Source organism: Vulgatibacter incomptus, assembly GCF_001263175.1.
Classification (GTDB): Bacteria; Myxococcota; Myxococcia; order Myxococcales; family Vulgatibacteraceae; genus Vulgatibacter; species Vulgatibacter incomptus.
On the sequence record NZ_CP012332.1, the window covers coordinates 2,929,965 to 2,950,305 of the forward strand.

The window sequence follows — 20,341 nt, forward strand, 5'->3', positions numbered from 1 at the left end:
CCATGACTCCCGACTCGTCTCGCATCCCGCATCCCGGCTCCCATCGCCTCGGTCGTCTCGCGCCGGCGCTGGCCTCGCTCTCGCTGCTTCTCGGCGTGTTTGCGCCTGACACTTCATTTGCCGACCCAACCGAGAACACGCTCGTCCCGCCGACGCTGACCCACTTCGTCGAGGCGGACTTCCCCGAATCCGAGGCCAACTCCGGCGAGGGCGCCTCCGTGGTGCTCCTGCTCTCGATCTCCGCCACCGGCGAGGTGGTGCAGGCCGAGGTGGCGGAATCCGGCGGCGAGGCCTTCGACGCCGCCGCCCTCGAGGCCGCGCGCCAGTTCGTCTTCGAGCCGGCGACGTCGAACGGCACGCCGATCCCCGTGCGGATCGGCTACCGCTACGACTTCGTCTGGAAGCCCAAGCTCGAGAGGAAGGAGACCGCCGACTTCGAAGGCCTGGTCCGCGACCGCGCCACCAAGGTGCCCGTCGCCGGCGTCACCATCTCCCTCGGCTCCGGCGAGACGACCGTCACCGCCGACGACGGCACCTTCCGCTTCGACGACATTCAGCCCGGCGTGTGGAGCGTCTCGCTCTCCGGCGACAAGCTCGTCACCGTGTCCACCGAGGAGGCCTTCGAGGCGAGCCATCTCGTCGAGGCCACCTACGAGGTCGAGCTCGCCAGCGAGGACGACGAGGACGGCGTCGACTTCGAGATCGTGGTCTCGATCCCCAAGGTGAAGAAGCAGGTGGTCTCCACCGAGATCCTCGCCGACGAGGGACGCAAGGTCCCCGGCACCCAGGGCGACGTGCTCAAGGTGGTCGAGAACATGCCCGGCGTCGCGCGTGCCGCCGCCGGCTCTGGCCAGCTCGTGGTCTGGGGCGCCTCGCCTCAGGACACCCGCGTCTACGCCGACGGCCTGCGCCTGCCGCGCCTCTACCACGACGGCGGCTACCGCTCCGTGATCCACTCCGACCTCGTCCGCTCGGTCGAGCTCATCCCCGGCGGCTACGGCCCCGCCTACGGCCGCGGCCTCGGCGGCATCGTCGCGGTGGAGCTCCGGGATCTCGACGAGGAGGGCGTCCACGGCAGCGCGGAGATCAACGCCATCGACGCGTCCCTCTCCACCCGCGCCGCCCTCTCCGACGATGTGCACATCGCCATCGCCGCCAGGCGCAGCCACCTCGACGGCGTCGTCGGGGGCGTCGCCCCTCTCGTGACCAAGGAGGACGTCTCCTCGAACGTGCCCATCCCGCGCTTCTGGGACGGCCAGGCGCGCCTCGTCTGGCGCGCGTCCGCATCGGAGAAGGTCGAAGTCGGCGGCATGCTCTCCTCGGACCGGCTCGACCACAACCTGTCGAACCCCGACCCCGCCCTCGAGACCAGCCGGTCCACCTCCCTCGACTTCCAGCGCCTCTACGCCCGGTATGAGCGTCAGACACAGTCAGGAGCCAAGGTCTCGGTGACCGGCTCGGTCGGCGCCGACACCTCCTCGTTGGTCGAGCTCTACGGCGGGACGCCCATCGAGCTTCGTGAAGACTCGCGGATCTACGGCCTGCGCGCCACATGGCGCGGCCTGGTCGCGACCTCCATCACGGCGGAGCTCGGCGTCGACGGCGAGCTCGTCACCTCCACCCTGCGCCGCGCGGGCTCCATCGGCGCGCCGTCGCGCGAGGGAGATCCCACCGTCTTCGGCAGGCCGCCCCCCGCCCAGATCAACGCCGACACCTGGGAGACCATGGTGGGCAGCATCGCCCCCTTCGCGCAGCTCGACATCTCGCTCTTCGAGGGAGCCCTCCATGTGATGCCGGGCCTGCGCGCCGAGCCCTTCGTGGCCCAGACCTCGCGCAGCACGCCGAAGGTCGGAGAGCTCCCCGCGATCTCGATCATCCGCCAGGACGCGGTGATCGAGCCGCGACTCGCTGTGCGCTGGTCCATCACGCCCCGCATCGGCGCCAAGGCGGCCTTCGGCCTCTACCATCAGCCGCCCCAGGCGGACGACCTCTCCGCGGTCTTCGGCACGCCGACCCTCGGCATCTCCTCCGCCCGCCACGCCCTGCTGGGTGGCAGCTACCGGATCACCGATCTCCTGGAGCTGGAGGCCACGGGCTTCGTCAACACCTCGGACTCCCTCGCCGTGCGCAGCCTCTCCGCGCAGCCGGCGCTTGCCGAGGCCCTCTCGCAGGATGGCAAGGGCCGCTCCTACGGCGGGCAGCTCATGCTCCGGCAGGATCGCGTGGGGCCCTTCTTCGGCTGGCTGAGCTACAGCCTCGTCCGCAGCGAGAGGCAGGATACGCCGGGCGGCCCGTGGCGGCCCTTCGACTACGACCAGCTCCACGTGCTCACCGCCGTGGGCTCCTTCGACCTCGGCGCTGGCGTCGAGCTCGGCGGACGCGTGCGGTTCGCCACCGGCTTCCCGCGCACGCCCGTCGTCGGCTCCTACTACGACGCTGCAACGGATCGGTACCAGCCGATCTTCGGCGAGCAGGGCTCGGTGCGCATTCCCTCCTTCTTCTCCGCGGATCTCCGGCTCTCGAAGCGGATCGAGCTGAACCCGAGCGAGCTCGAGCTCTACCTCGACGTGCAGAACCTGACGAACCACCGCAACGCGGAGGAGCTCGTCTACGACACCACGTTCGCCCAGCAGGACTACATCTCCGGATTCCCGATCCTCCCGATGGTGGGAGCAAGGTGGTCATGGTGAAGACGCGTTTCGCTCTCTGTGCCGTCGGCCTCCTCGCCGCGGCCTGCAGCCCCGATCTGAACGATCGGACCTCCATCCTCGACGGCCCCCGGGTGCTGGCCATCCGCTCGGAGCCCGCCGAGGCCAAGCCGGGGACGGTCGTGGCCTACCGGGCGCTGGTGGGCCAGGCCGGGTCGGACCCGTCGTGGGCCTTCTGTACCGCGCGGAAGCCCCTCGCCGAGCTCGGCCCGGTCAGCACCGAGTGCATGCAGGTCAGCGGCGAATCGCTCGTACCGTTCGGCGAAGGGTTCGCCGCGTCCGGCAAGCTCCCCGCCGACGGATGCCGGAACTTCGGCCCCGAGGCCCCGACCGCGAAGCCGGGTGAACCTCCCGGGCGGCCCGTCGATCCGGATGTGACGGGCGGCTTCCAGCAGCCGCTGCGCCTCCTCGTCGACACCCCGGAAGGCCCGCGCTTCTCCCTGGGCGGGACGCGGCTCTCGTGCGGCCTCGCCGGCGTCACGCCCGAGCAGCTCTCCGAGTTCCAGCACCGCTACGTGGCCAACGAGAACCCGGAGCTGGAGTCGGTCGCGGTGGTCGGCCGGGGCGAAGCCCTGAAGCCTGGAGACGGGAAGAACCAGGTGCGCCGTGGCGAAAAGCTCGCGCTGCGCGCGTCGTGGAAGAGCTGCGAGGCCCCGCCGTGCGCCGGCGCCGAGCCCTACGTGGTCTTCGATCCCGTGAGCCGCACGCTGGTCGACCGCAGGGAGTCGATCCGGGTCGCCTGGTTCGCCACCGCCGGCGCGTTCGAGCACGACCGGACCGGACGAGACGGCGAGGATCCCACGACCTTCGTCGACAACGCCTGGACCGCACCCGACGCAGCCGGCCCGGTGCAGCTCTGGGTGGTGATCCGCGACGACCGCGGCGGGGTCGGCTGGCTCGACTACCACCTCATGGTCGAGTGACCGCGAAGGCTCCGCGGAGCCGAAGGCGGAGCAGCGAAGCCGGAGGCGGAGCGAACGAAAGGAAGAGCGTCTCCGCGCGGAGCGCGGCTGAAGAAAACGGGCCCGCTTCAGGCGGGACCGATTTCTTCAAACGCTCTGTCACGACAATGTCACCCGTGCGCCTCCCGAATGACAGGGGAGGCTGAAGAAATGGAAACATGTCGAGGATCCTGATCGTCGAGGACGAAGCCGATCTCCAGCAGGTGCTCGAATACCATCTCCGTCGCCAGGGCTTCGAGACGCGCCTCGCGGCGAGGGGAGCCGAGGCCCTCCGCCTCGCCCGCAACGAGCCGCCCGACCTCGTGCTCCTGGACTGGATGCTCCCGGACCTCTCCGGGGCGGACGTCTGCCGCGAGCTCAAGCGGGGGAAGGACACGGCCCGGGTCGCGGTGGTGATGCTCTCCGCCCGGAACGAGGAGCACGACCGGATCACGGGCCTGGAGGTCGGCGCCGACGACTACGTCGGCAAGCCCTTCTCGCTGCGGGAGCTCACCCTGCGCATCCAGGCCATCCTTCGCCGGGGTGCCACCGACGCGCGGGACGACGCCGATCTCCTGGAGAACGGCTCCATCCTCCTCGACCGGCCCGGCCACCGCGTACAGGTTCATGGCAAGGACGTGCCGGTGACCGGCCTCGAGCTGCGGATCCTCGCCCTCCTCCTCGAGAGGCCGGGCCGCGTCCTCCGCAGGGAGCAGCTCCTCGCCACCGCGTGGGACGACACCGAGGACGTCTCCGAGCGGGCAATCGACGCCCATGTGAAGCGCCTGCGCGCCAAGCTCGGCCCCGCCAAGGAGCGCATCGAGACCGTGCGAGGCATCGGCTACCGTCTCCGCGACGACTGAGCTTGCCGGTCCGGGTGGAACTCGAGCGGGAAGACGACCCTCGAGACCGGGAGCTGGACGCGGCCCACGAGCTCCTCGCGGATCGCGACGTAGGCGTGGGGATTGCCGGCGCCGGAAAAGAACGAATACGGGCTGCGCAGCGACCCGACCTGCTCGTAGACGATCGCGTAGCCGGCCTTGCGCAACGCATCCCGCTTCGCCGCGTTCGTGTTCACGCCATAGACCACGTCCGGCGGAGCGATCCCGCAACGCTCGAGCACCTCGGGATGGGCGAGGAGCCAGCCTTCGGAGGGGCCCACGCCGAAGATCGATCGACCCAGGTTTCGCTCCGGGAGGCACCGCACCAGCGCGTCGTCCGTGAGGCCGTAGAGGTCGAGGAAGCGCACCTTGCCGTAGTGCGCCTGGAAGACGTGGAACGGGACCATCCCCGCCTGTCCCGACAGCAGGACGATGGGACGGTCCACCGTCGCGACGAGGCCGTCCAGCGCCGCCTGCACCGCCGGCGTCAACGACGAGTCGCGGAGGTGGGCGCGGTTGGCGAGCTCCGCCGCCACGAAGGGGAGCGGACCCCAGGCCTCCTCCAGCACGGCCCGCGTCCGGGCCAGCTCGAGGTGGGGCCGCCCCGTGTTCTCGTTGCCCCGTGCGAAGTCCACCGTGGCCCAGAGGCCGCTCCCCACCGCGACGACGACGATTCCGGCGCGAAGCGGGGCCCAGGGGAGGCGCTCGATGGCGAACGCAGCGAGCAGCGCGAGGAAGGGGACCACCGGGACCACGAAGCGTCCTGCCGGCATCTAGTCGCCTCCCGACACGAGGCAGAAGCCGATCCCCGCTGCGCCTGCCGCGCCTGCCAGGATCGCCGAGCCAGCGAGCGGCCGACGCCGGACGATCTCGACGGCGAGGAGCCCGATCCCCACGAGCGCCGCCGCCGGCATGAGCCAGCCGAGCTGCTTCGCGCTCGCGAGCAGGTAGCGCATCCCTCCGGCGACCTCGAAGCCGCCGGACTTCATGAGGGCCGGGTTCGGCGCCGGCACGCCGAAGAACGCCAGCCGGATGAGAACCAGGAGGACGGCGACGCCCAACGCGAGACCGACGAGCTCGAGCGCGACCCGCCGTCGGGGAGAGCGCGAGACGAGCTCCACGACGGCGAGAGCGCCGGTGGCGCCGACGAGCAGGAGCGGCATCTCGGGGCGTGAAGCAGCTGCGCCCGCGAGGGCGAGGGCCACGAGGATCCGGGAGCGCAGCGAAGGCGCGTCCAGGAAGCGCTCCCCCAGCCCTGCCACCACGAGCAGAAGGAGTGCCGTGAGCGAGGCCTCCATTCCGCTCGTGCTCCAATAGAGGAACGGGAGCGAGCACGCCGCGAGGAGGCCCGCGACGGGTCGCCGACGCGCGAGCAGCGCCACCACGGCGAGGCCGGCCCCAACCGAGACCGCCCATCCCAGCGTGGGCAAGGGGATGCCGGTCAGCGCGTAGAGGAGCCCGAGGACCAGCACGAGGGTCAGGCTGGAGCTCTGCTCCAGCGGAACGCCGTTGTACGAGAGGATCTGGCCCTTGGTCGCGAGCGTGTACGCGGACCAGTAGGTGATGTGGCTGTCGTCGTTTCCGGCGGAGCCGAACAGGACCAGCGCGAGACCGAGGAACCCGAGGCAGACGGCCGGCACGCCGAGCGCGGGCAAAATCCCACGGCCGGTGCTCGCAGCGGAACGTGACATGGGCCAACGTTCCCCGGTCGACAACGCCTTGTCCAGCGCGATCGGGCTCGGCCCGGCGGGCCGTGCGCTACTTCTTCACCACCGCGAAGCGGAAGTTCGGGTAGCCCGCCATGGCCGCGGTCTTCATGACCGGCGCCAGCAGCGTGAAGGGGGCGCTGCGATCCGCCAGGAGGAAGATCACGTCGTCGTCCTTCGAGAGGCCGGCGGTCTTCTCCAGCCGCGCCGCGCGGAGCGCGTTCAGCTTGTCGTAGATCGGCAGGAGCTTGTCGCCGTCGCGGGGGGCGTCGATCTGGCCGTCCACCACACGCGCCACCGGAATCCCCTCGATCAGGATCTCACTCGTAGTGATGGCGAGCGAGACAGATAGCTCGATCTCCTGCTTCGTCGTCGAGACCGGGAGCTGGAGCTTGTCGGCGCTCTTCACCTCCACCTCCTGGGCGGCGAAGCCGATCATCAGGAAGAAGAGGATGTTGGTGAGCACGTCGATGAGCGCCACCAGGTTCAGGGGAACGTCGAACTCGTTGTCGCTGCCGCCCGAAAAGGACATCGATCACTCCTACGGCATCGCCTACGGCGCGGTCTCGGCCTTGACCAGGTCCGCGACCACGACCTTGGGCATCAGGCGCAGCTTCTTGCCGTCCACGGTGCGCTCCCGTGCGGCGTCCATGATCCGGATGATCTCCTCGTAGACCGTGGTCTCGCTGGGGACGATCACCAGCGTGTCGGTCGCCGGGAAGTCGAGCTTGATCCGGTAGAGCGCCTCGCTCAGGGCCCCGTCGTCATAGGCGCCGTCCACCTTCGGCAGCGCCTTGCGGTGCGCGTCGAGCTTCGCCGCCTCGACCTTCTCGTTGGAGGCGGAGAGGCGGTACTCGCCTGGGAGCACGCGCAGGTTCACGGTCACCGCGTCGAGCTTCGGCTCCGCTCCGGGGCCGTCCGACTGCACGGGCACGGAGACCGCGATGTACGAGACCACGGCCGCACCGAACGCCGCGAGCAGGAAGAAGAGGATGTTGCTCATCACGTCCATGAGCGGCGTGAGGTTGAGATCGACGGAGATCTCGTCCGATCCCTCCCTGCCGAACAGGGACGATCCGCCGCCGAAGCCTCGCTTCCCGGACGGCCCCAAGACGCTCATGCTCAGGCGGCCTTGTCTTCGTGGGTGAGCGCCTGCCGCAGCAGGAGCGTGTCCACCAGACGGGCGGAGCCGAGCTCCATCTGCGCGATCACCTTGTTCTGCCGGCCCAGGATCATCATGTAGGCGGCGATGAGCACCACGGCGACCACGAGGCCGAAGTAGGTGTTGTAGAAGGCGATCGAGATGCCCTTCGAGAGCGCCGCCTGGCGCGCCGCGGCGTCGCCCTCGGACACGCCGCTGAAGGACTCGATCAGACCGCGGATCGTCCCGATGAGGCCGAGGAGCGTGGCCATGTTCGAGAGCTGGGGCATGTAGGCCGTGCCCTTGCGCACCTTGGGGATCACCTCGGTGGCTGCGGCCTCCACGGCGCGGCGGATCTCGCGCTCCGAGCGGTTGGCTCGGGAGATCGCAGCCTTGAAGATCGCGTGGAGCGGGTGATCCTTCGAGCTGCAGACCTGAATCGCCTTGGCGTAGCTGCCGGCCTCAACGAAGCCGATCACCTGCTGGAGCATGTCGTGGACGTTGCCGCCGTACTTCATCCAGAGGCTGTGGAAGCGCTGGGCGGAAAGGGCGATGCCCAGCAGCAGCACCAGCATGTTCGCGAACAGGAACGGTTCGCCGGACTTGATCAGCTCGAGCATCGCTCGCGGTCTCCTGGGAGAATCGTATGAAAATTATCGTAACTCTTTGATGGCTCCAATGTCAAAAGTTGTACGATGTCACCCATGAAATCTCGCACGCTCGCCCTTGGACTCCTTGCGCTGACCAACGTGGGCTGCGGCGGTTCGAGGCCCCCCGAAGCGATCCCGAACGACGGCGGCCCCGTCCGCGGCGCCTTCTTCCGGCCTCTGGACGCGAAGGACTCGCCCACCGCCAACCTCTTCGCCATCTGGGGCGACGGCGCGGGCTCCATCTGGGCCGCCGGCGAGGGCGGCCGGATCGCGAGGCTGCAGGACGGGGCCTGGGAGGCGATGGAGACGCCCGTCGATCGGGACCTGCGGAGCATCTGGGGCCGCGCGCCGGACGACGTCTACGCGGTGGGCGTGGGCGGCGCCATCCTCCACTTCCGGCCGGATCCCGACGAGGGCGGCGAGCCGGTCTGGGTGGCCGAGGCCGCCCCCGTGGAGGTCGACCTCAACGCGGTGGCCGGAGGCGGCGGCCGCATCTACGCCGCTGGCGCCGAAGGCACGATCCTCTCCCGCGACGAAGACGGCGTGTGGACCGTGGTTCCGCCCGTCACCTTCGAGACGATCAACGGCCTCATGGTGGACGGCAGTGGCCGCGGCCTCGCGGTGGGCAACCTCGGCCTCCTGCTGCGCGGCGACCAGGCCGGCGTCTGGCGGCGGCAGCGCCTCGACGGCATCAACCTCGCGCTGCGTGCGGTGTGGGGCCCGGACACCTCCAGCTTCTACGCCGTGGGCCTCGACGGAACGATCCTGCGCGGCAGCCCCGACGGCGACGTCGAGTCCATCCCCGGCGCGCCCAAGGTCTTCCTGCGCGACGTGCGCGGAACCTCCATGGGCGACGCCTGGGTTGTCGGCTGGGGCGGCACCGTGGTCCACCTGGACGGACGCCGCGCCGAGATCGTGGCGAACGTCACCGACTATCGCCTCGAAGGCGTCTGGGGCGGCTGGGAGCTCGACCCGGAGAGCGGCGAGGGCCTCGTGCGCTTCTACGTCGTCGGCGTCAATGGAACGGTGCTGGCCGGCCCCTGAGAGCGGCGGCGTTCAACCGCGTCATCCTCGGAGGGGACAGCCGGCAGACTGAGCGGCGGCGCGAGGACGAGCCCGCGCCTGCCGATCAATCCCCGAAGAGCAGCAGATCTCGCTGCTCGACCACCACCTCGCGGCCCTTCTTCGCGTTGGCGTCGTAGCGCACCGGGAAGGTCGCGACGCGCATGATGCCGACGCCGTCGGGGTGGTTGCTCGGCACCTCCGAGAGGAAGAGGTCGATGAAGTTCGTCCCCGCCTCGGTGCCGTCGTCGAGGGCGAGGGTCGGGAGCAGGCGGACGTTGCGCACGGAGAAGTCGAAGCACATGCGCTCGCTGCGGCGCAGGAGCACGTCGTCCCGGGTGGCCTGGAAGGGCAGGAGCTCGGCGTAGACCTCCGCCTCCACCTGCAGGGGCGCGTCGTCGGTTGCGGCGGCGGAGCGCAGCAGGTAGCGGCCGTCACCGGTGACGAGCACCGCCTCGCCGCGGCCGCGATCCATGCCGGTGCCAGCGACGTCCTCGGGAGCGCGCCAGGAGAGGCTGCCGGGGTTCTTCTTCGAGATGGGCTGGGTGGGATCGGCGGGCGGCTCCCAGAAGACGGTCGCCCTCCCCTGCGGCGTGTCGTCGGAGACGCCGAGGAGGGTGACGCCGGTGATGGCCCAAGGCTGCGAGGCCGAGACCACCGAGGTCTGCCGCTCGTTCTTCACCTCCATCCGATAGCCCAGCTCGGGACGGCGGTCCCGCGACATCGGATCGCGGTGCATCCGGTACTCGTCCACGTTCGCGATGCCGTCCGCGTCCGGGTCGTCCAGGGCGTCGTTGGCGATCAGGTTGGTGCCGTAGACCAGCTCGAGGAAGTCGGGGATCCCGTCGCCGTCGCTGTCGAAGAGGGTGCCCTCGCTCCGCAGCAGGGCCTCTTCACAATCCGTGAGACCGTCGCCGTCGCTGTCCCGATCGGGCGGGAAGGCGCTGGGGTTTCCGCTCCCCGGCAGCGGGCACTCCTTGGGCCAGTTGCCGTTCGGATCCGTGAGCTCGTTGCGCAGCGGGTCGAGGCCCTCGGAGCGCAGCAGGTGCTCCACCAAATCCGAGAGGTGGTCGCCGTCGGTGTCGCGGTTGGTCGGCGAGGTGCCGATCTCGAGCTCGACCCGATCGGGGAGGCCGTCGCCGTCGCTGTCGACCTCGACGCCGTCGGGCCCCGCGTGGGCGTTGCGGTTCGAGACGATGAGCTCGCGGCGGCGGAAGACCGCCTCGGTGCTGCGCAGGTTCACCGACGAGAAGAGGCAGCCCACGCCGCCGCTGCCGTCGGCGCAGAGGCCGGGCCCGGGGAAGCGGTAGATCGAGCCGCCGCCCACCCGGGTCATCTCGCCCAGCAGCGCGATCGCTTTGGCGTCGTCGACGCTCGGGGCGCGCTCCGCCGTCTCGGGATCCCGCTGGTAGACGGCGTGGAAGTGGATCTCCTGGACACCGCTCCGATCCGCGAACTCCCGCAGGTCGCCGACGAGCTTCGCGTACTGCGACCGCTCGCAATCCGGAGGCGTGGGCACCATGCCCGAGCAGAAGGCCTCCTCGTAGCGGCTCTTGCAGACGTCCCCGGTCAGCGCCGGACGCCGGCTGCCGCACCACTCCTGGCGCAGCGATACCGTGGGCGCGCCGTTGGTCATCAGCACCACGACGTACTTGGTACGCGAGCGCGTCCCGATCTTCGTCCGGAGGACGTCTCCCGTGATCACGCTGTGGGCGAGGGAGAGGGCCTCTGCCCAGTCGCGGCCGTTCGCGTTCGGGTTGGTGCACTGCACGCCGAGGACCGCGTCATCGAGGTCCCGCGTGAAGCCGTCTTGTGTCAGGTTCAGGAGCGAGCACGGCGGCCGGCTCGACGAGCTCCCCGTCCCGCTGGCCCGGCTCGAGTAGCGGATCACGCCGAAGCTCGTGTTCGGCCCAGCGTTCGTGCGGACCAGCCGCTCGATCGAAGCGCCGCGCTGGGCCACGTAGTCCGCGTCCGACACCGAGGTGTCCACGAGGAGGAGCACCTTCACCGGGAAGCCCAGCTCCGCCGGATCCGAGGTGCAGAGGCTCCCCTTCAGCTCGACCTCGTTGGGCTCCAGCTGGGGCGCCTGGCCGTAGAGCGCGGCGTCGGTGCAGCCGGCGGCGAGACCGAGGTTCAGCACGCAGAGGCCGAGAACGAAGAGGGCGCGCGACAGAGTCATCAGAATCCCGCCTCGAGCTTCGTCTCGAAGGCGCCCCGGATCGTGCGCTGGCTACCGTCGTCCATGAGGAAGCGCGCGTTGAAGCAGCCCGAGACGGTCTCTCCCTCGTTCAGCCCCGACTCGAAGGTGATCGCTCCGGCCTCCACCCGATCGGGGAAGTCCGTGGGCGGAGAGGTGACGCGGTAGACGGAGCCGTCCCGCAGCGGGAACGCCGCGCCGACGCGGAAGCCGCGCACGCCGGCAACCACCTTCGCGACGATGTTCTCGCCGTGGAAGTACTCGATGGTCACGACGTCGGCCTCGATCCTCCGGGCCCGGACGTCGTCGACCCGCAGGTCGTAGAGCTCGGAGACCGAGCCGGCGAGGCGGTTCGCGTCCTCACCGCAGGGGCCGGAGTCGCAGCCGGCGGCGAAGGCCAGCAGCCCCATCGCAAAAATCACTCTGAGAGTCACAGCGTCTCACCCCGCGCCAGCACCAGCCGGCGCCGCACGACCTGATCGATGGCGTCGAAGACCTGCTCCTGGAAGGCGACCGCCGGCCGCCCCTCGGAGTCGAAGACGAGGGAGGTGTAGAGGCCCTCCTGCTTCCCGGGATCGCTGCGGATCGTCGAGGTGATCCAGCTCTTCCCGTCCTTGATCGCGAAGCGCAGGGAGTCCTCCGACGCCTGGCAGTCGGCGCCCTGCTGCCCGGCGGCGCTGCATCGCTGGTAGGCGATGGCAGGGCGTCCGTCCGGGTCGAAGGCCAGCGACGGCGAGAGCCCCGTGCGCCCCTTCGCGTCCACGACCTCGGCCTGGGCCCACGCGCCCGCCTTGCGCTCGACGTACCGGACCCGGCCCTCCTTGGGCTCGTGCCAGGCGAGGCCGAGTCGATCGTCCACCGCGGCCAGGCCGATCCGCTCCGCGATCGGGCGCACGGGCACCACGCGCTCGCGCATCCACCCGCCGTTCTCGTAGTGAATCAACCAGATGCCGTCCGTGTACTCGTCGGTGGCGCCGATCCGGTGCTGGTCGTTGTAGTGGGCGATGTGGATCCCCTGGGCGTCGTCGACCACCAGCCGGGTGTTGCTCCCGCCACCGGAGACCGCCTCCGCCGTCACCTTGCGCCCCTGCCACCAGAGCTGGAGATCGCTCTTCTCCTCGGCGTCGACGCCGAAGGCGTAGTGGCCGTCGCGGTAGGCGAGCACCGGCTGACCGTCGGCGACGCCGAGCGCGGGCCACATCCCCACCAGCTCGCCCAGGTTGCAGGCGTTCTGGTAGTTCGCGCAGTGGGGCACGTCCTCCGGGAAGATCATCTCCGGGACGTTGCCGTCGGTGTCGATCACCTGCTGCGTCCAGCCGGAGGCCGAGCGCCGCGCGAGGACGGTGTTGGTGGCGCCGCAGCGGAACTCGCCGGTGGCGCCCATGCCCATGAACGCCACCATCGGCGTCCCGGCCGCGTCGAAGGCGAGGGAGACGCCCGTGGGCCGCCCCACGAGCTCGATCTCCGCGACCACCTCCTGCGCGAAGGAATCGCCCTGCTCCACGCCGTAGACGATCTCCCACGTGTCGGTGGGCGCGGGATCGCGCTGGGGGAGCTGGCACACGCCGGTGCGGCCCGTGCTCCGGAACCACGCCGCCGCGAGCCGGCCGTTCGGCGCCACGCGGAGCTCCGGCTGGTAGCCGGTGTTGTCCGCGCCGTCGGGGGCGCCGTCGAGGGTCCGGAAGGTCCAGGTCACCCCGCCTCCGCCGCTCCCTCCGGCGCCGCCGCTTCCACCGGTGCCGTCGTCGACGATGACGACGGGCCTCTTGTCGCCGTCGCACGCTGCGGCCAGCAGCGCCGCAGCCAGGATCAGGATCCGCAGGTACACAGGCCGCTCCTCTCGTGCGGGACCGGGCAGGACTGGGGGCAGCCGGGCGTCACGGTGGCGGTGAGCTTCCACGTGTAGCAGTGGCTCCCGTCCGCATCCCAGTCGTCGAGGCCCGAGTCGTAGACCACCACGTGGTAGTCGCCTTCGTCGTTGGCGTTGTAGACGTTGCACTCCACCGCGCGGTTCCCCACGCAGGCGTTGTCGCCGAAGATCTTGTCACCGCCGCGCTGCGACTCGAGGAACGACGAGCGGGGGCGCATGTCGTTCCCCACGATGAACCAGGCGAGATCCATGGCGCCGCCGGCCGGGCGATCCACCTCGAGGACCATGCCGCAGTTCACCTTGCGCCTGGCCTCGTCGGTCTCGTCGGGGTCCACGCAGGGGTTGCCTCCCGCCACGCGGAACACGTCCACGTCCGCGGTGAAGCCGATGCAGCCGTGGCCGCTCGCCACCCGGGCGACGACCACCTCCTCCATCACGGGCTCGCCGGTGTCATCGTCGAGCACGGGTTCACCGCTCACCGGATCGAGCGCGGGAGCCAGCTCCTTCACGTCCTCCCACGGCGCGGGCGTGGCGAGGTCGCGACCTCGGACGAGCGCCTCCGAGAGCTGCGCCACGTCGGTGTACGGGAGGTAGAAGTTGTTCAGCCTTCCGCCGACCTCGTTGGGATCGGGATCCTCGCGGAGCGTGGCCCGGATCCGGTAGGTGCCGGCGGACCAGTCGTCGTCGCGGAAGTCGTGCACCAGCACATAGACGGGGCCGCGCAGCACGGGCTGCGCGAAGCGGATCTGCTGGGACGAGCCGGGAGCGGCGATCACGCCGTACTGGACGACGCCGCAGCGCCCGCCGTCGCTCTCGGGCACGCAGACGGCGCCGCCGACGCAGGCGTTCACGCCCCCTCCGGCGTTCTGGCACTGGAAGGCGGGGCAGTCGAGATCCCCTCCGCAGCTCGACGCGCACCGCGCCCCTTCCGGCGTGTCGCGGCAGACGCCCGATGGGCACTTCGCGCCGCCTTCGCACGAGCGGGTGGTGAGCAGGTAGTCGCAGGAATCGCCTTCCGAGCAGGGCGAGGCCTCGTGGCCGTAGACGAGGTTCACCGCGAGGTCGAAGTCGCAGTCGTCGCAGGTGACCTCCACGTCGAGGATCTCGCCCGCCACCGCGTCCACCCGGAACCAGTCGAGGTCGCCGGGAGAGAAGATCGAGCCCCGGCTCTCTCCGCCGCGGCCGAGGGAGGTCGCCGTCGCCGGCGTGTCATTGCGGCCGCCGCGATCGTTGGCGTCGATCTCGTCCTCGAAGGTGGCCTCGAGGCTGTAGAGCACCGCCGGATCGGCCACCTTGCCGTCCAGGTCCTCGACCACCACGCAGACCTCGCCGGCCCCCGGCACCGCCCGGCGCATGGAGATCTCGTTGGCCGTGCCGCGGCGCGGGTTGGAGCGGGTGGAGAGCGCCCTCCCCTGCGCGTCGTAGAGCGTGGCCTTCAGCGCCACCTGGGTCGCCTCGGAGCGCAGGCGCACGGTGACGATCTGCGAGGCGGCAACCGGGAAGACGAAGGCGTCGCGGTCGCCCTCGAAGGAGATCGCTCCCTTCGCGCTGCCGGAGAGCCTCGTGGCCTGGGCGCAGCTCTCGTTGGGCTCGTTCAGGTCGGGATCGGCCTCTGCCGTGATCCGCAGCGACCAGGCGTTGGCGGCGTCCTCCGCCACATCGGCGGCGTCGTGGATGCGCACGACATACGTGCCGCCGGCGAGGCCCAGGTAGTGGCGCTTGTGCAGCGACGAGCGGCGGTCGGCGGCGTCGGAATTTGCGCCGGAGGCCACCGGCTTCGTCGGCTCGTCGGCGAGATAGAGCTCGTAGGCGAGGGACACGGGGCTGCGCGCGCCCTCGGAGTAGCCGAGCTCCACGGTCACAAGGGGCTGTCCCGGCGGGACCACGAAGCGAAACCAGTCGCTGTCGCGGCGGGGACAGACGTGGCCCTTCGTCGACTCACCGAGCTCGATCGGCAGCGCCGAGGCCGGGTCGCGGCTCGCGCCGATCGTGCAGCGGATCCGCCCGTCCGAACCGCCGGTTCCAGGATCCTCGTTGCCTCCCGCCGGCTCCTTCCCGCCGTCGCACGCGGCGAGAGCAAGCAGCAGGAGCGACGCGATCGTCATGTTGCGCAAGGAAATACCTCTCACGGCGTCACGCAGTCCCGCGACGGATCGAAGCGCGAGTCGTCACCCACGACGCCCGCTCTCTTGAAGTCCTCTTCCTGGAGCTCCACCCGCCCGCTCGCCGGGATCTTCACGTCCTCGGGGAGCAGGTAGCGCACGCGCACGCACGCCATGCGGAACTCGCCGTAGTCGTGCGGGGCATCGGCGGGCGACTGGGCCAGCACGAGGTGGATCTCGTTCCAGCCGCGCTCGGCCCCCGGGAGCGCCAGGGTCGGCACCAGCGAGATGTTCGAGACGGAGAAGTCGTAGCAGACCCGGCTGTCGCGGATCTCCCTGCGCCGGAGGTCGTAGCGGTAACGCAGGAACGCGGCGTCTTCGTTGTCGGGGCGGTTCGGATCCGTGTGATCCCGCACCTCGTCGCCGTTCGTCCGGCCGTCGCGATCGAGGTCCGCGAGCAGATCGTCCGAGACCGGGCTCGTGCCGGCCCGCACCTCGATCCAGTCGGGGATACCGTCGGCGTCCGTGTCGAAGAGGCGCGGGTTCGTACCGAGGAAGCGCTCTTCGCAGTTCAGCAGGCCATCGCCGTCGTCGTCCCGGCGGTTGTAGTCGTCGTCCTCCGTCACCGCGCAGTCCGCGTCCGAAGGGTCCAGGGGATCGAAGCCGGCGTTGCGGAGCCTGTGCTCCAGGAAATCGCTGAAGCCGTCACCGTCCGTGTCCCGCAGCGTGGGATCGGTGCCGATGAGCTCCTCCTCCACGTCGCTGAGGCCGTCGCCGTCCGAGTCCACCGCGAGCTGCACGTCGCGGATCGGCAGCGCGTTGATGTTCGACGCCATGAAGCGCTTCAGCGTGAAGAGCCGGCGGAAAGAGGTGAAGTCCACGTCGAGGAAGTCGAGCTTCTCGCCGTTGGCGATGTGCCGGAACGTGCCCGCGCCCACCCGCGCCATCTCGCGCAACAGAGCCTCCGGCTCCCGCTGCAGCCAGGCCGGCGTACGGCCCGACAGATACACCGTGTGAAGGCGGAGCTCCGCCAGCCGGCGCTCACGCTCCAGGTCGTGGATCTTCTTCACCTGCCGCATCAGGTCGTCGGCGGGGACGTAGGGATCCGGCATGCCGTCGGAGAGGAAGATCACCACGTACTTCGAGCGGGCCCGGAGCTTCTCGTCGGCCTGCTTGGTGTCGGTGAGGATCGTCTGGTACGCGAGGTCGAGGGCCGCCTCGTAGTCGGTCTTGCCGCCGGCGAAGTTGAGGTCGGCGGCGACCGCCATCAGCCACGCCACCTCCTCCGTCTCCACGTTGCGGCGGAAGCCCTGGGTGGTGTCGCCCACCGTGCCGTTGAAGGTGATGATCCCGAGCTCCACGCCGGGGACGCCGGCGTATGCCCGGATCACCTCGAGCACCGAGTGCATCCTCGCCGACTCGCCGTTCTGAAGCGGATCCGGCGGGTCGGTCACGTCCATCGACTGGGACGTGTCCACCACGAAGAGGATCTTCACCGGGAACTCGACCGCGAGGGGATCCTCCGTGCAGAAGGAGCCCGCCACGGTGAGCTTGTTGTCAATCGGTCGCTTGCCGGGCGGAGGCAGCCCGACGAGATCGCTACGGGTGCACGAGCCGAACAGGCCGAGGGCTCCCGAGAGCAGGGCGAGGGCGAGGACGCGGGCCTTCATACGATCTGCATCATATCAAACGAATCCAAATTTCCGTAAGAACGAAGAAGGCGGCCCGCAACTCCGCCTCAGTAGGCCCCCGGGGCTCGGCGCTACTCGGCGCCCACGCACCGAACCTCGCGGTCGACGTCCAGGGGATCCACGAAGTCGGCGTCGGTGAGCTTCACCACGCCGCCTGCGGGCTTCTTGAGGAAGGGCTCGACGTAGCGGGCCTCGACGCAGGCCGTCCGCATGGTCCCGAAATCGCGGGGATCGTTCGGCGGCCCGTCGAGGAAGTGGAGCCGGATCCGGTTCTTTCCACGCCGCTCGGCCGTCGCCGCCTTCGTGGTCACCAGGGTCACGTTCTCCACCCGGAACGAATAGCAGACGCTCCCGTCGGGGTTCTCCTTCTCCTCCCGGATGTCGTAGCGGTAGTGCGGCAGCGGGCTCCCGGATGGCTCGCGAAGCAACGGGGAGCCGTTCGCCAGGATCGCGTCGATGTTGCGGACGCCGCTCGAGGCCAGGTCCCCGTAGGCGTCCGTCGGATCCAGGGGATCGAGGCCGTAGCGGAACTCGATCCCGTCGGGGATCCCATCGCCGTCGGTGTCGAACGCGTCCGGCCTGGTTCCGAGGATTTCCTCCTCGCAGTCAAGGAGCCCGTCACCGTCGGTGTCGAGGCCCGGCGCGAAGCAGGGCACCTCCGCGGGAACCAGCGGGTCGAAGCCGGCGTGCCGCATCCGATGCTCGAAGAGGTCGGAGTAGCCGTCGCCGTCCGAGTCGACGCCCAGGCCGTACGCGCACGAAGGTCCCGCGGCGTCGTAGGGGCACATGCCGAGGGCGAGCTCCTGATCGTCGGCGATCCCGTCTCCGTCGCTGTCCACCCGGAGCACGCCGGAGAGCGTCTCGGCGTTCTCGTTGAAAGCGAAGAGGTTCTTCAGCCGGTAGGGCTTCTTCACCGAGGTGTAGTTGATGTTCAGGAACGTGATCGACCCACCCGAGGTGAACTCGGTGAAGGTGCCGCCGCCGGCGTCCTTCATCTTCTTCATCAGGTCGATTCCGGCGTCGCGGTCCAGCCGGAAGGCGTCCTTGAAGGGACCGTCCATCACGTTGGGATCGAAGAGGAAGCCGGTGTGGAAGCGGAGCTCGCTCACCTGGAAGAGCTCCTGGAGCTCCATGATCTCCTGCACGCGGCCGATGATCTGGTCGTCGGTGTTGTAGTCCTTGCCCGCCTCCAGATCGGCGAAGAACGCCTGGAAGTCCGCGTCCGAGTAGCCCGGCGGCGGGTTGACGAGATCCGGCCACCGCTCCCGCGGGATGTCGCAGACGAAGGGCTGCTCCGCCGCCCGGGAGGGATCCGCGAAGCACTGGGGATCGGGGTTCCCGTCGCTGAAGAAGATCACGACGTACTTCGAGCGGGCGCGCTCCTCGGGGCTGCTCCGCGACATGTCGCGGAAGAGCATCGAGTACGCGCCGGCCAGCGCGCCCTGGTAGTCGGTGGCGAGATCCGGCGCACGCAGCCGCGTGTCGATCGCGGCGAGATCCGGTGAGGCCGTAAAACCCGGCGCGCCGGTCTCGTCGCGCGTCAGCGCCTCCGTGCGGGAGTCGAAGGCGATCACGCCGAACTTCACCGAGGGGTTGCCGCGGTAGCGATCGATCACCTGGAAGACCGCCCGCGCCGCCTGCGACTCGCGATCCGTGATCGCCATCGAGTTCGAGGTGTCGATGACGAACAGGATCTTCACCGGGAAGAGCTCATCGCGAGGCGTCCGCGTACAGACCTGGCCCTCGATCGCGAGCTTGTCGTCCACGGGCGCGGGCCCGGGAGGCTGCTGCGCCTCGAGCTTGGCCTTGGTGCAGGCACCCGCGAAGAGCAGGAGGGCGAGGAGGGACAGGGAGCGCAGGCTCATGGTGCGGATCGCCGAGGGGCCCGGATGCAACGGACCCCGGATCGAGAGGAAGGGCGCTGGAACGAGTCGACCTCCACCCGCCGTTCGCGACGGGTGGAGGCCGGGCGCCCATGGGCGCCTTTCGAGTGGAGTCTTCCCGGGTCAGGCCTTCCGGCGACGCCGCAGGCCCAGGAGCGTCATCCCGAGGAGCGCAAGCCCGGCGGCCGAGGTCCCGCCGACGCCGGTGCTGCACGAGCTCTTCGCGCCGTTGGTCGACTCCGCGCCGAGGTTCAGCGTGATGTCGAACTTCGACACCTTGGGTGCGCCTGAGCCGAAGACGTCGTCATCACCCTGGAGCTCGCCCGTGAGCTCGAGCACGTAGGTGCCCGGGATGTCCGGGACGAGCTGCGGCCTGGCGGCGCCGTACGCGTACTCCCAGCCCTCGCCCGAAGCCGACACCGTGCCGACCCCGTTCTTCAGCTCCGCCCTGGAGCCCGAGGGCCGCTTCGCGATCCGCCACGTGTAGCGGATCTCCGTGTTCTTCCGGTTCGCCAGCAAGCGGAGCTCGAAAGTCTTCACCTCCTTGGCGCTCTCGCCCTTCTCCACGAAGCCGATGGCGAGGCCGCCCACGCGGAAGGTGTCCAGAGGGTCGAGGCAGTTCTTCTTGTTCGTCGGATCGAAGACGTAGCAGTAGCCCGTCGAGCAGGCGTCGCCGACGCCGTCGCGATCGCTGTCGAGCTGGTCGGGGTTGTGGACCTTCGGGCAGTTGTCCAGGTGGTTGAGGATCCCGTCGCCGTCCATGTCCGGGTCGCAGGCGTCGCCCACGCCGTCGCCGTCGATGTCGCTCTGGTCCGGGTTGTACGTGCCCGGGCAGTTGTCCAGGGCGTCGGGGATCCCGTCGCCGTCCTCGTCGTCATCGCAGCCCGCGCCGCTCGGGTTCGCGCGGCAGGCGGCGAGCCGCTCGGGGTTGCAGGCGTCGCCGAGCGTCGAGCCCGTCGTGTTCTTCTGCGACGGGTTGAAGACCGTCGGGCAGTTGTCGAGGGCGTTCGGGATCCCGTCGCCGTCGATGTCGTCGTCGCAGGCGTCGCCCACGCCGTCGCCGTCGAGGTCCGACTGATCCGGGTTCGCGACGAAGGGGCAGTTGTCGCAGGCGTCGCCGATCCCGTCCCCGTCGCTGTCGAGCTGATCGCGGTTCGCGATGAAGGGGCAGTTGTCGAAGTCGTCCTCGATGCCGTCGCCGTCGAAGTCGTCGGACGAGGAGTAGGTGTCGCCCATGTCCGTCATGTTGACGAGGATCGAGCAACCGCAGCCGCATCCGCAGCCGCCGCCGTCCTCCTTGGGCGTGCCACAGTTGCCGTTCTGGCACTCTCCGCCAGGCTCGCCGGCCATGGCGGGCGCAGCGCCCAGGAGAAGCGCGCTCGCCAGGAGCGCATGAGTCCACCGCAGCCGCTTCATCGGAACCTCCGTTCGGGTCTTGTCCACCCTACGACAGCTCGCGACGAGGTGCAAATTGTCTGAAAGCCAAACTCAACGAAAGCGCAACGGAGC

Annotated in this window: 16 protein-coding genes; 4 read left to right on the top strand and 12 right to left on the bottom strand. The window is 69.8% G+C overall.

What is annotated here, in order from left to right; all coding sequences use genetic code 11:
• Positions 1-2 precede the first annotated feature (2 nt).
• The 3 genes from AKJ08_RS12195 (at position 3) to AKJ08_RS12205 (ending at position 4,512) form a co-directional block, all read left to right on the top strand.
• Positions 3-2,690, top strand: a complete 2,688-nt coding sequence (locus AKJ08_RS12195) for a TonB-dependent receptor domain-containing protein (RefSeq protein WP_050726317.1) — start codon at positions 3-5, stop codon at positions 2,688-2,690.
• Complete coding sequence (locus tag AKJ08_RS12200) at positions 2,684-3,631, top strand: hypothetical protein (protein ID WP_050726318.1); 948 nt, start codon at positions 2,684-2,686, stop codon at positions 3,629-3,631. The genes AKJ08_RS12195 and AKJ08_RS12200 overlap by 7 nt, the downstream gene beginning before the upstream one ends.
• A 197-nt stretch (positions 3,632-3,828) precedes the next feature.
• Entirely contained in the window at positions 3,829-4,512 is a 684-nt protein-coding gene (locus AKJ08_RS12205) for a response regulator (protein ID WP_050726319.1), read from the top strand.
• On the opposite strand, the gene AKJ08_RS12210 is transcribed toward AKJ08_RS12205, so the two are convergent.
• The 5 genes from AKJ08_RS12210 to AKJ08_RS12230 all read right to left on the bottom strand — a co-directional run bounded on the left by AKJ08_RS12210 (position 4,491) and on the right by AKJ08_RS12230 (position 7,997).
• Positions 4,491-5,303: a hypothetical protein gene (locus AKJ08_RS12210; RefSeq protein WP_050726320.1), complete on the bottom strand. Its 813-nt coding sequence runs from the start codon at positions 5,301-5,303 to the stop codon at positions 4,491-4,493. The genes AKJ08_RS12205 and AKJ08_RS12210 overlap by 22 nt on opposite strands.
• Positions 5,304-6,221: a hypothetical protein gene (locus tag AKJ08_RS12215; RefSeq protein WP_157370644.1), complete on the bottom strand. Its 918-nt coding sequence runs from the start codon at positions 6,219-6,221 to the stop codon at positions 5,304-5,306.
• A gap of 67 nt (positions 6,222-6,288) precedes the next feature.
• Complete coding sequence (locus AKJ08_RS12220; protein ID WP_050726322.1) at positions 6,289-6,768, bottom strand: ExbD/TolR family protein; 480 nt, start codon at positions 6,766-6,768, stop codon at positions 6,289-6,291.
• Between the two features lie 21 nt (positions 6,769-6,789).
• Positions 6,790-7,356 (bottom strand): biopolymer transporter ExbD, encoded by a 567-nt coding sequence (locus tag AKJ08_RS12225; RefSeq protein ID WP_050726323.1) that lies wholly within the window; start codon positions 7,354-7,356, stop codon positions 6,790-6,792.
• 2 nt (positions 7,357-7,358) lie between these two features.
• Positions 7,359-7,997 carry a MotA/TolQ/ExbB proton channel family protein gene (locus tag AKJ08_RS12230; RefSeq protein WP_050726324.1) on the bottom strand — a complete coding sequence of 213 codons (639 nt, stop codon included), beginning with the start codon at positions 7,995-7,997 and terminating at the stop codon, positions 7,359-7,361.
• Between the two features lie 84 nt (positions 7,998-8,081).
• Between AKJ08_RS12230 and AKJ08_RS12235 the strand changes: the two genes are divergently transcribed.
• Positions 8,082-9,071, top strand: coding sequence for a beta propeller repeat protein (locus AKJ08_RS12235; RefSeq protein WP_050726325.1), 990 nt, complete (start codon positions 8,082-8,084; stop codon positions 9,069-9,071).
• An 85-nt stretch (positions 9,072-9,156) separates the two neighbouring features.
• On the opposite strand, the gene AKJ08_RS12240 is transcribed toward AKJ08_RS12235, so the two are convergent.
• The 7 genes from AKJ08_RS12240 to mtsC form a co-directional block, all read right to left on the bottom strand.
• Positions 9,157-11,268 (bottom strand): thrombospondin type 3 repeat-containing protein, encoded by a 2,112-nt coding sequence (locus AKJ08_RS12240; RefSeq protein WP_050726326.1) that lies wholly within the window; start codon positions 11,266-11,268, stop codon positions 9,157-9,159.
• The gene (locus tag AKJ08_RS12245) at positions 11,268-11,696 is read right to left on the bottom strand and encodes a hypothetical protein (RefSeq protein WP_050726327.1); all 429 of its coding nucleotides are present in this window, start codon (positions 11,694-11,696) and stop codon (positions 11,268-11,270) included. The genes AKJ08_RS12240 and AKJ08_RS12245 overlap by 1 nt, the downstream gene beginning before the upstream one ends.
• A gap of 20 nt (positions 11,697-11,716) precedes the next feature.
• Positions 11,717-13,114 carry a hypothetical protein gene (locus AKJ08_RS12250; RefSeq protein WP_050726328.1) on the bottom strand — a complete coding sequence of 466 codons (1,398 nt, stop codon included), beginning with the start codon at positions 13,112-13,114 and terminating at the stop codon, positions 11,717-11,719.
• Entirely contained in the window at positions 13,096-15,270 is a 2,175-nt protein-coding gene (locus tag AKJ08_RS12255; RefSeq protein ID WP_050726329.1) for a hypothetical protein, read from the bottom strand. Before AKJ08_RS12255 ends, AKJ08_RS12250 begins: the two co-directional genes overlap by 19 nt.
• 11 nt (positions 15,271-15,281) lie before the next feature.
• Positions 15,282-16,928 (bottom strand): vWA domain-containing protein, encoded by a 1,647-nt coding sequence (locus tag AKJ08_RS12260; RefSeq protein ID WP_050726330.1) that lies wholly within the window; start codon positions 16,926-16,928, stop codon positions 15,282-15,284.
• A gap of 92 nt (positions 16,929-17,020) precedes the next feature.
• Entirely contained in the window at positions 17,021-18,814 is a 1,794-nt protein-coding gene (locus AKJ08_RS12265) for a vWA domain-containing protein (protein WP_157370645.1), read from the bottom strand.
• Between the two features lie 141 nt (positions 18,815-18,955).
• Positions 18,956-20,248: a cell-cell cohesion MYXO-CTERM protein MtsC gene (gene mtsC, locus AKJ08_RS12270; RefSeq protein ID WP_082343422.1), complete on the bottom strand. Its 1,293-nt coding sequence runs from the start codon at positions 20,246-20,248 to the stop codon at positions 18,956-18,958.
• Between the last annotated feature and the right edge of the window lie 93 nt (positions 20,249-20,341).

What these genes read in the sequence shown, in the direction of transcription:
- AKJ08_RS12195 (WP_050726317.1), top strand. Translation starts at nt 3, where the DNA reads ATGACTCCCGACTCGTCTCGCATCCCGCATCCCGGCTCCCATCGCCTC.
- AKJ08_RS12200 (WP_050726318.1), top strand. Translation starts at nt 2,684, where the DNA reads ATGGTGAAGACGCGTTTCGCTCTCTGTGCCGTCGGCCTCCTCGCCGCG.
- AKJ08_RS12205 (WP_050726319.1), top strand. Translation starts at nt 3,829, where the DNA reads ATGTCGAGGATCCTGATCGTCGAGGACGAAGCCGATCTCCAGCAGGTG.
- AKJ08_RS12210 (WP_050726320.1), bottom strand. Translation starts at nt 5,303, where the DNA reads ATGCCGGCAGGACGCTTCGTGGTCCCGGTGGTCCCCTTCCTCGCGCTG.
- AKJ08_RS12215 (WP_157370644.1), bottom strand. Translation starts at nt 6,221, where the DNA reads ATGTCACGTTCCGCTGCGAGCACCGGCCGTGGGATTTTGCCCGCGCTC.
- AKJ08_RS12220 (WP_050726322.1), bottom strand. Translation starts at nt 6,768, where the DNA reads ATGTCCTTTTCGGGCGGCAGCGACAACGAGTTCGACGTTCCCCTGAAC.
- AKJ08_RS12225 (WP_050726323.1), bottom strand. Translation starts at nt 7,356, where the DNA reads ATGAGCGTCTTGGGGCCGTCCGGGAAGCGAGGCTTCGGCGGCGGATCG.
- AKJ08_RS12230 (WP_050726324.1), bottom strand. Translation starts at nt 7,997, where the DNA reads ATGCTCGAGCTGATCAAGTCCGGCGAACCGTTCCTGTTCGCGAACATG.
- AKJ08_RS12235 (WP_050726325.1), top strand. Translation starts at nt 8,082, where the DNA reads ATGAAATCTCGCACGCTCGCCCTTGGACTCCTTGCGCTGACCAACGTG.
- AKJ08_RS12240 (WP_050726326.1), bottom strand. Translation starts at nt 11,268, where the DNA reads ATGACTCTGTCGCGCGCCCTCTTCGTTCTCGGCCTCTGCGTGCTGAAC.
- AKJ08_RS12245 (WP_050726327.1), bottom strand. Translation starts at nt 11,696, where the DNA reads ATGGGGCTGCTGGCCTTCGCCGCCGGCTGCGACTCCGGCCCCTGCGGT.
- AKJ08_RS12260 (WP_050726330.1), bottom strand. Translation starts at nt 16,928, where the DNA reads ATGAAGGCCCGCGTCCTCGCCCTCGCCCTGCTCTCGGGAGCCCTCGGC.
- AKJ08_RS12265 (WP_157370645.1), bottom strand. Translation starts at nt 18,814, where the DNA reads ATGAGCCTGCGCTCCCTGTCCCTCCTCGCCCTCCTGCTCTTCGCGGGT.
- mtsC (WP_082343422.1), bottom strand. Translation starts at nt 20,248, where the DNA reads ATGAAGCGGCTGCGGTGGACTCATGCGCTCCTGGCGAGCGCGCTTCTC.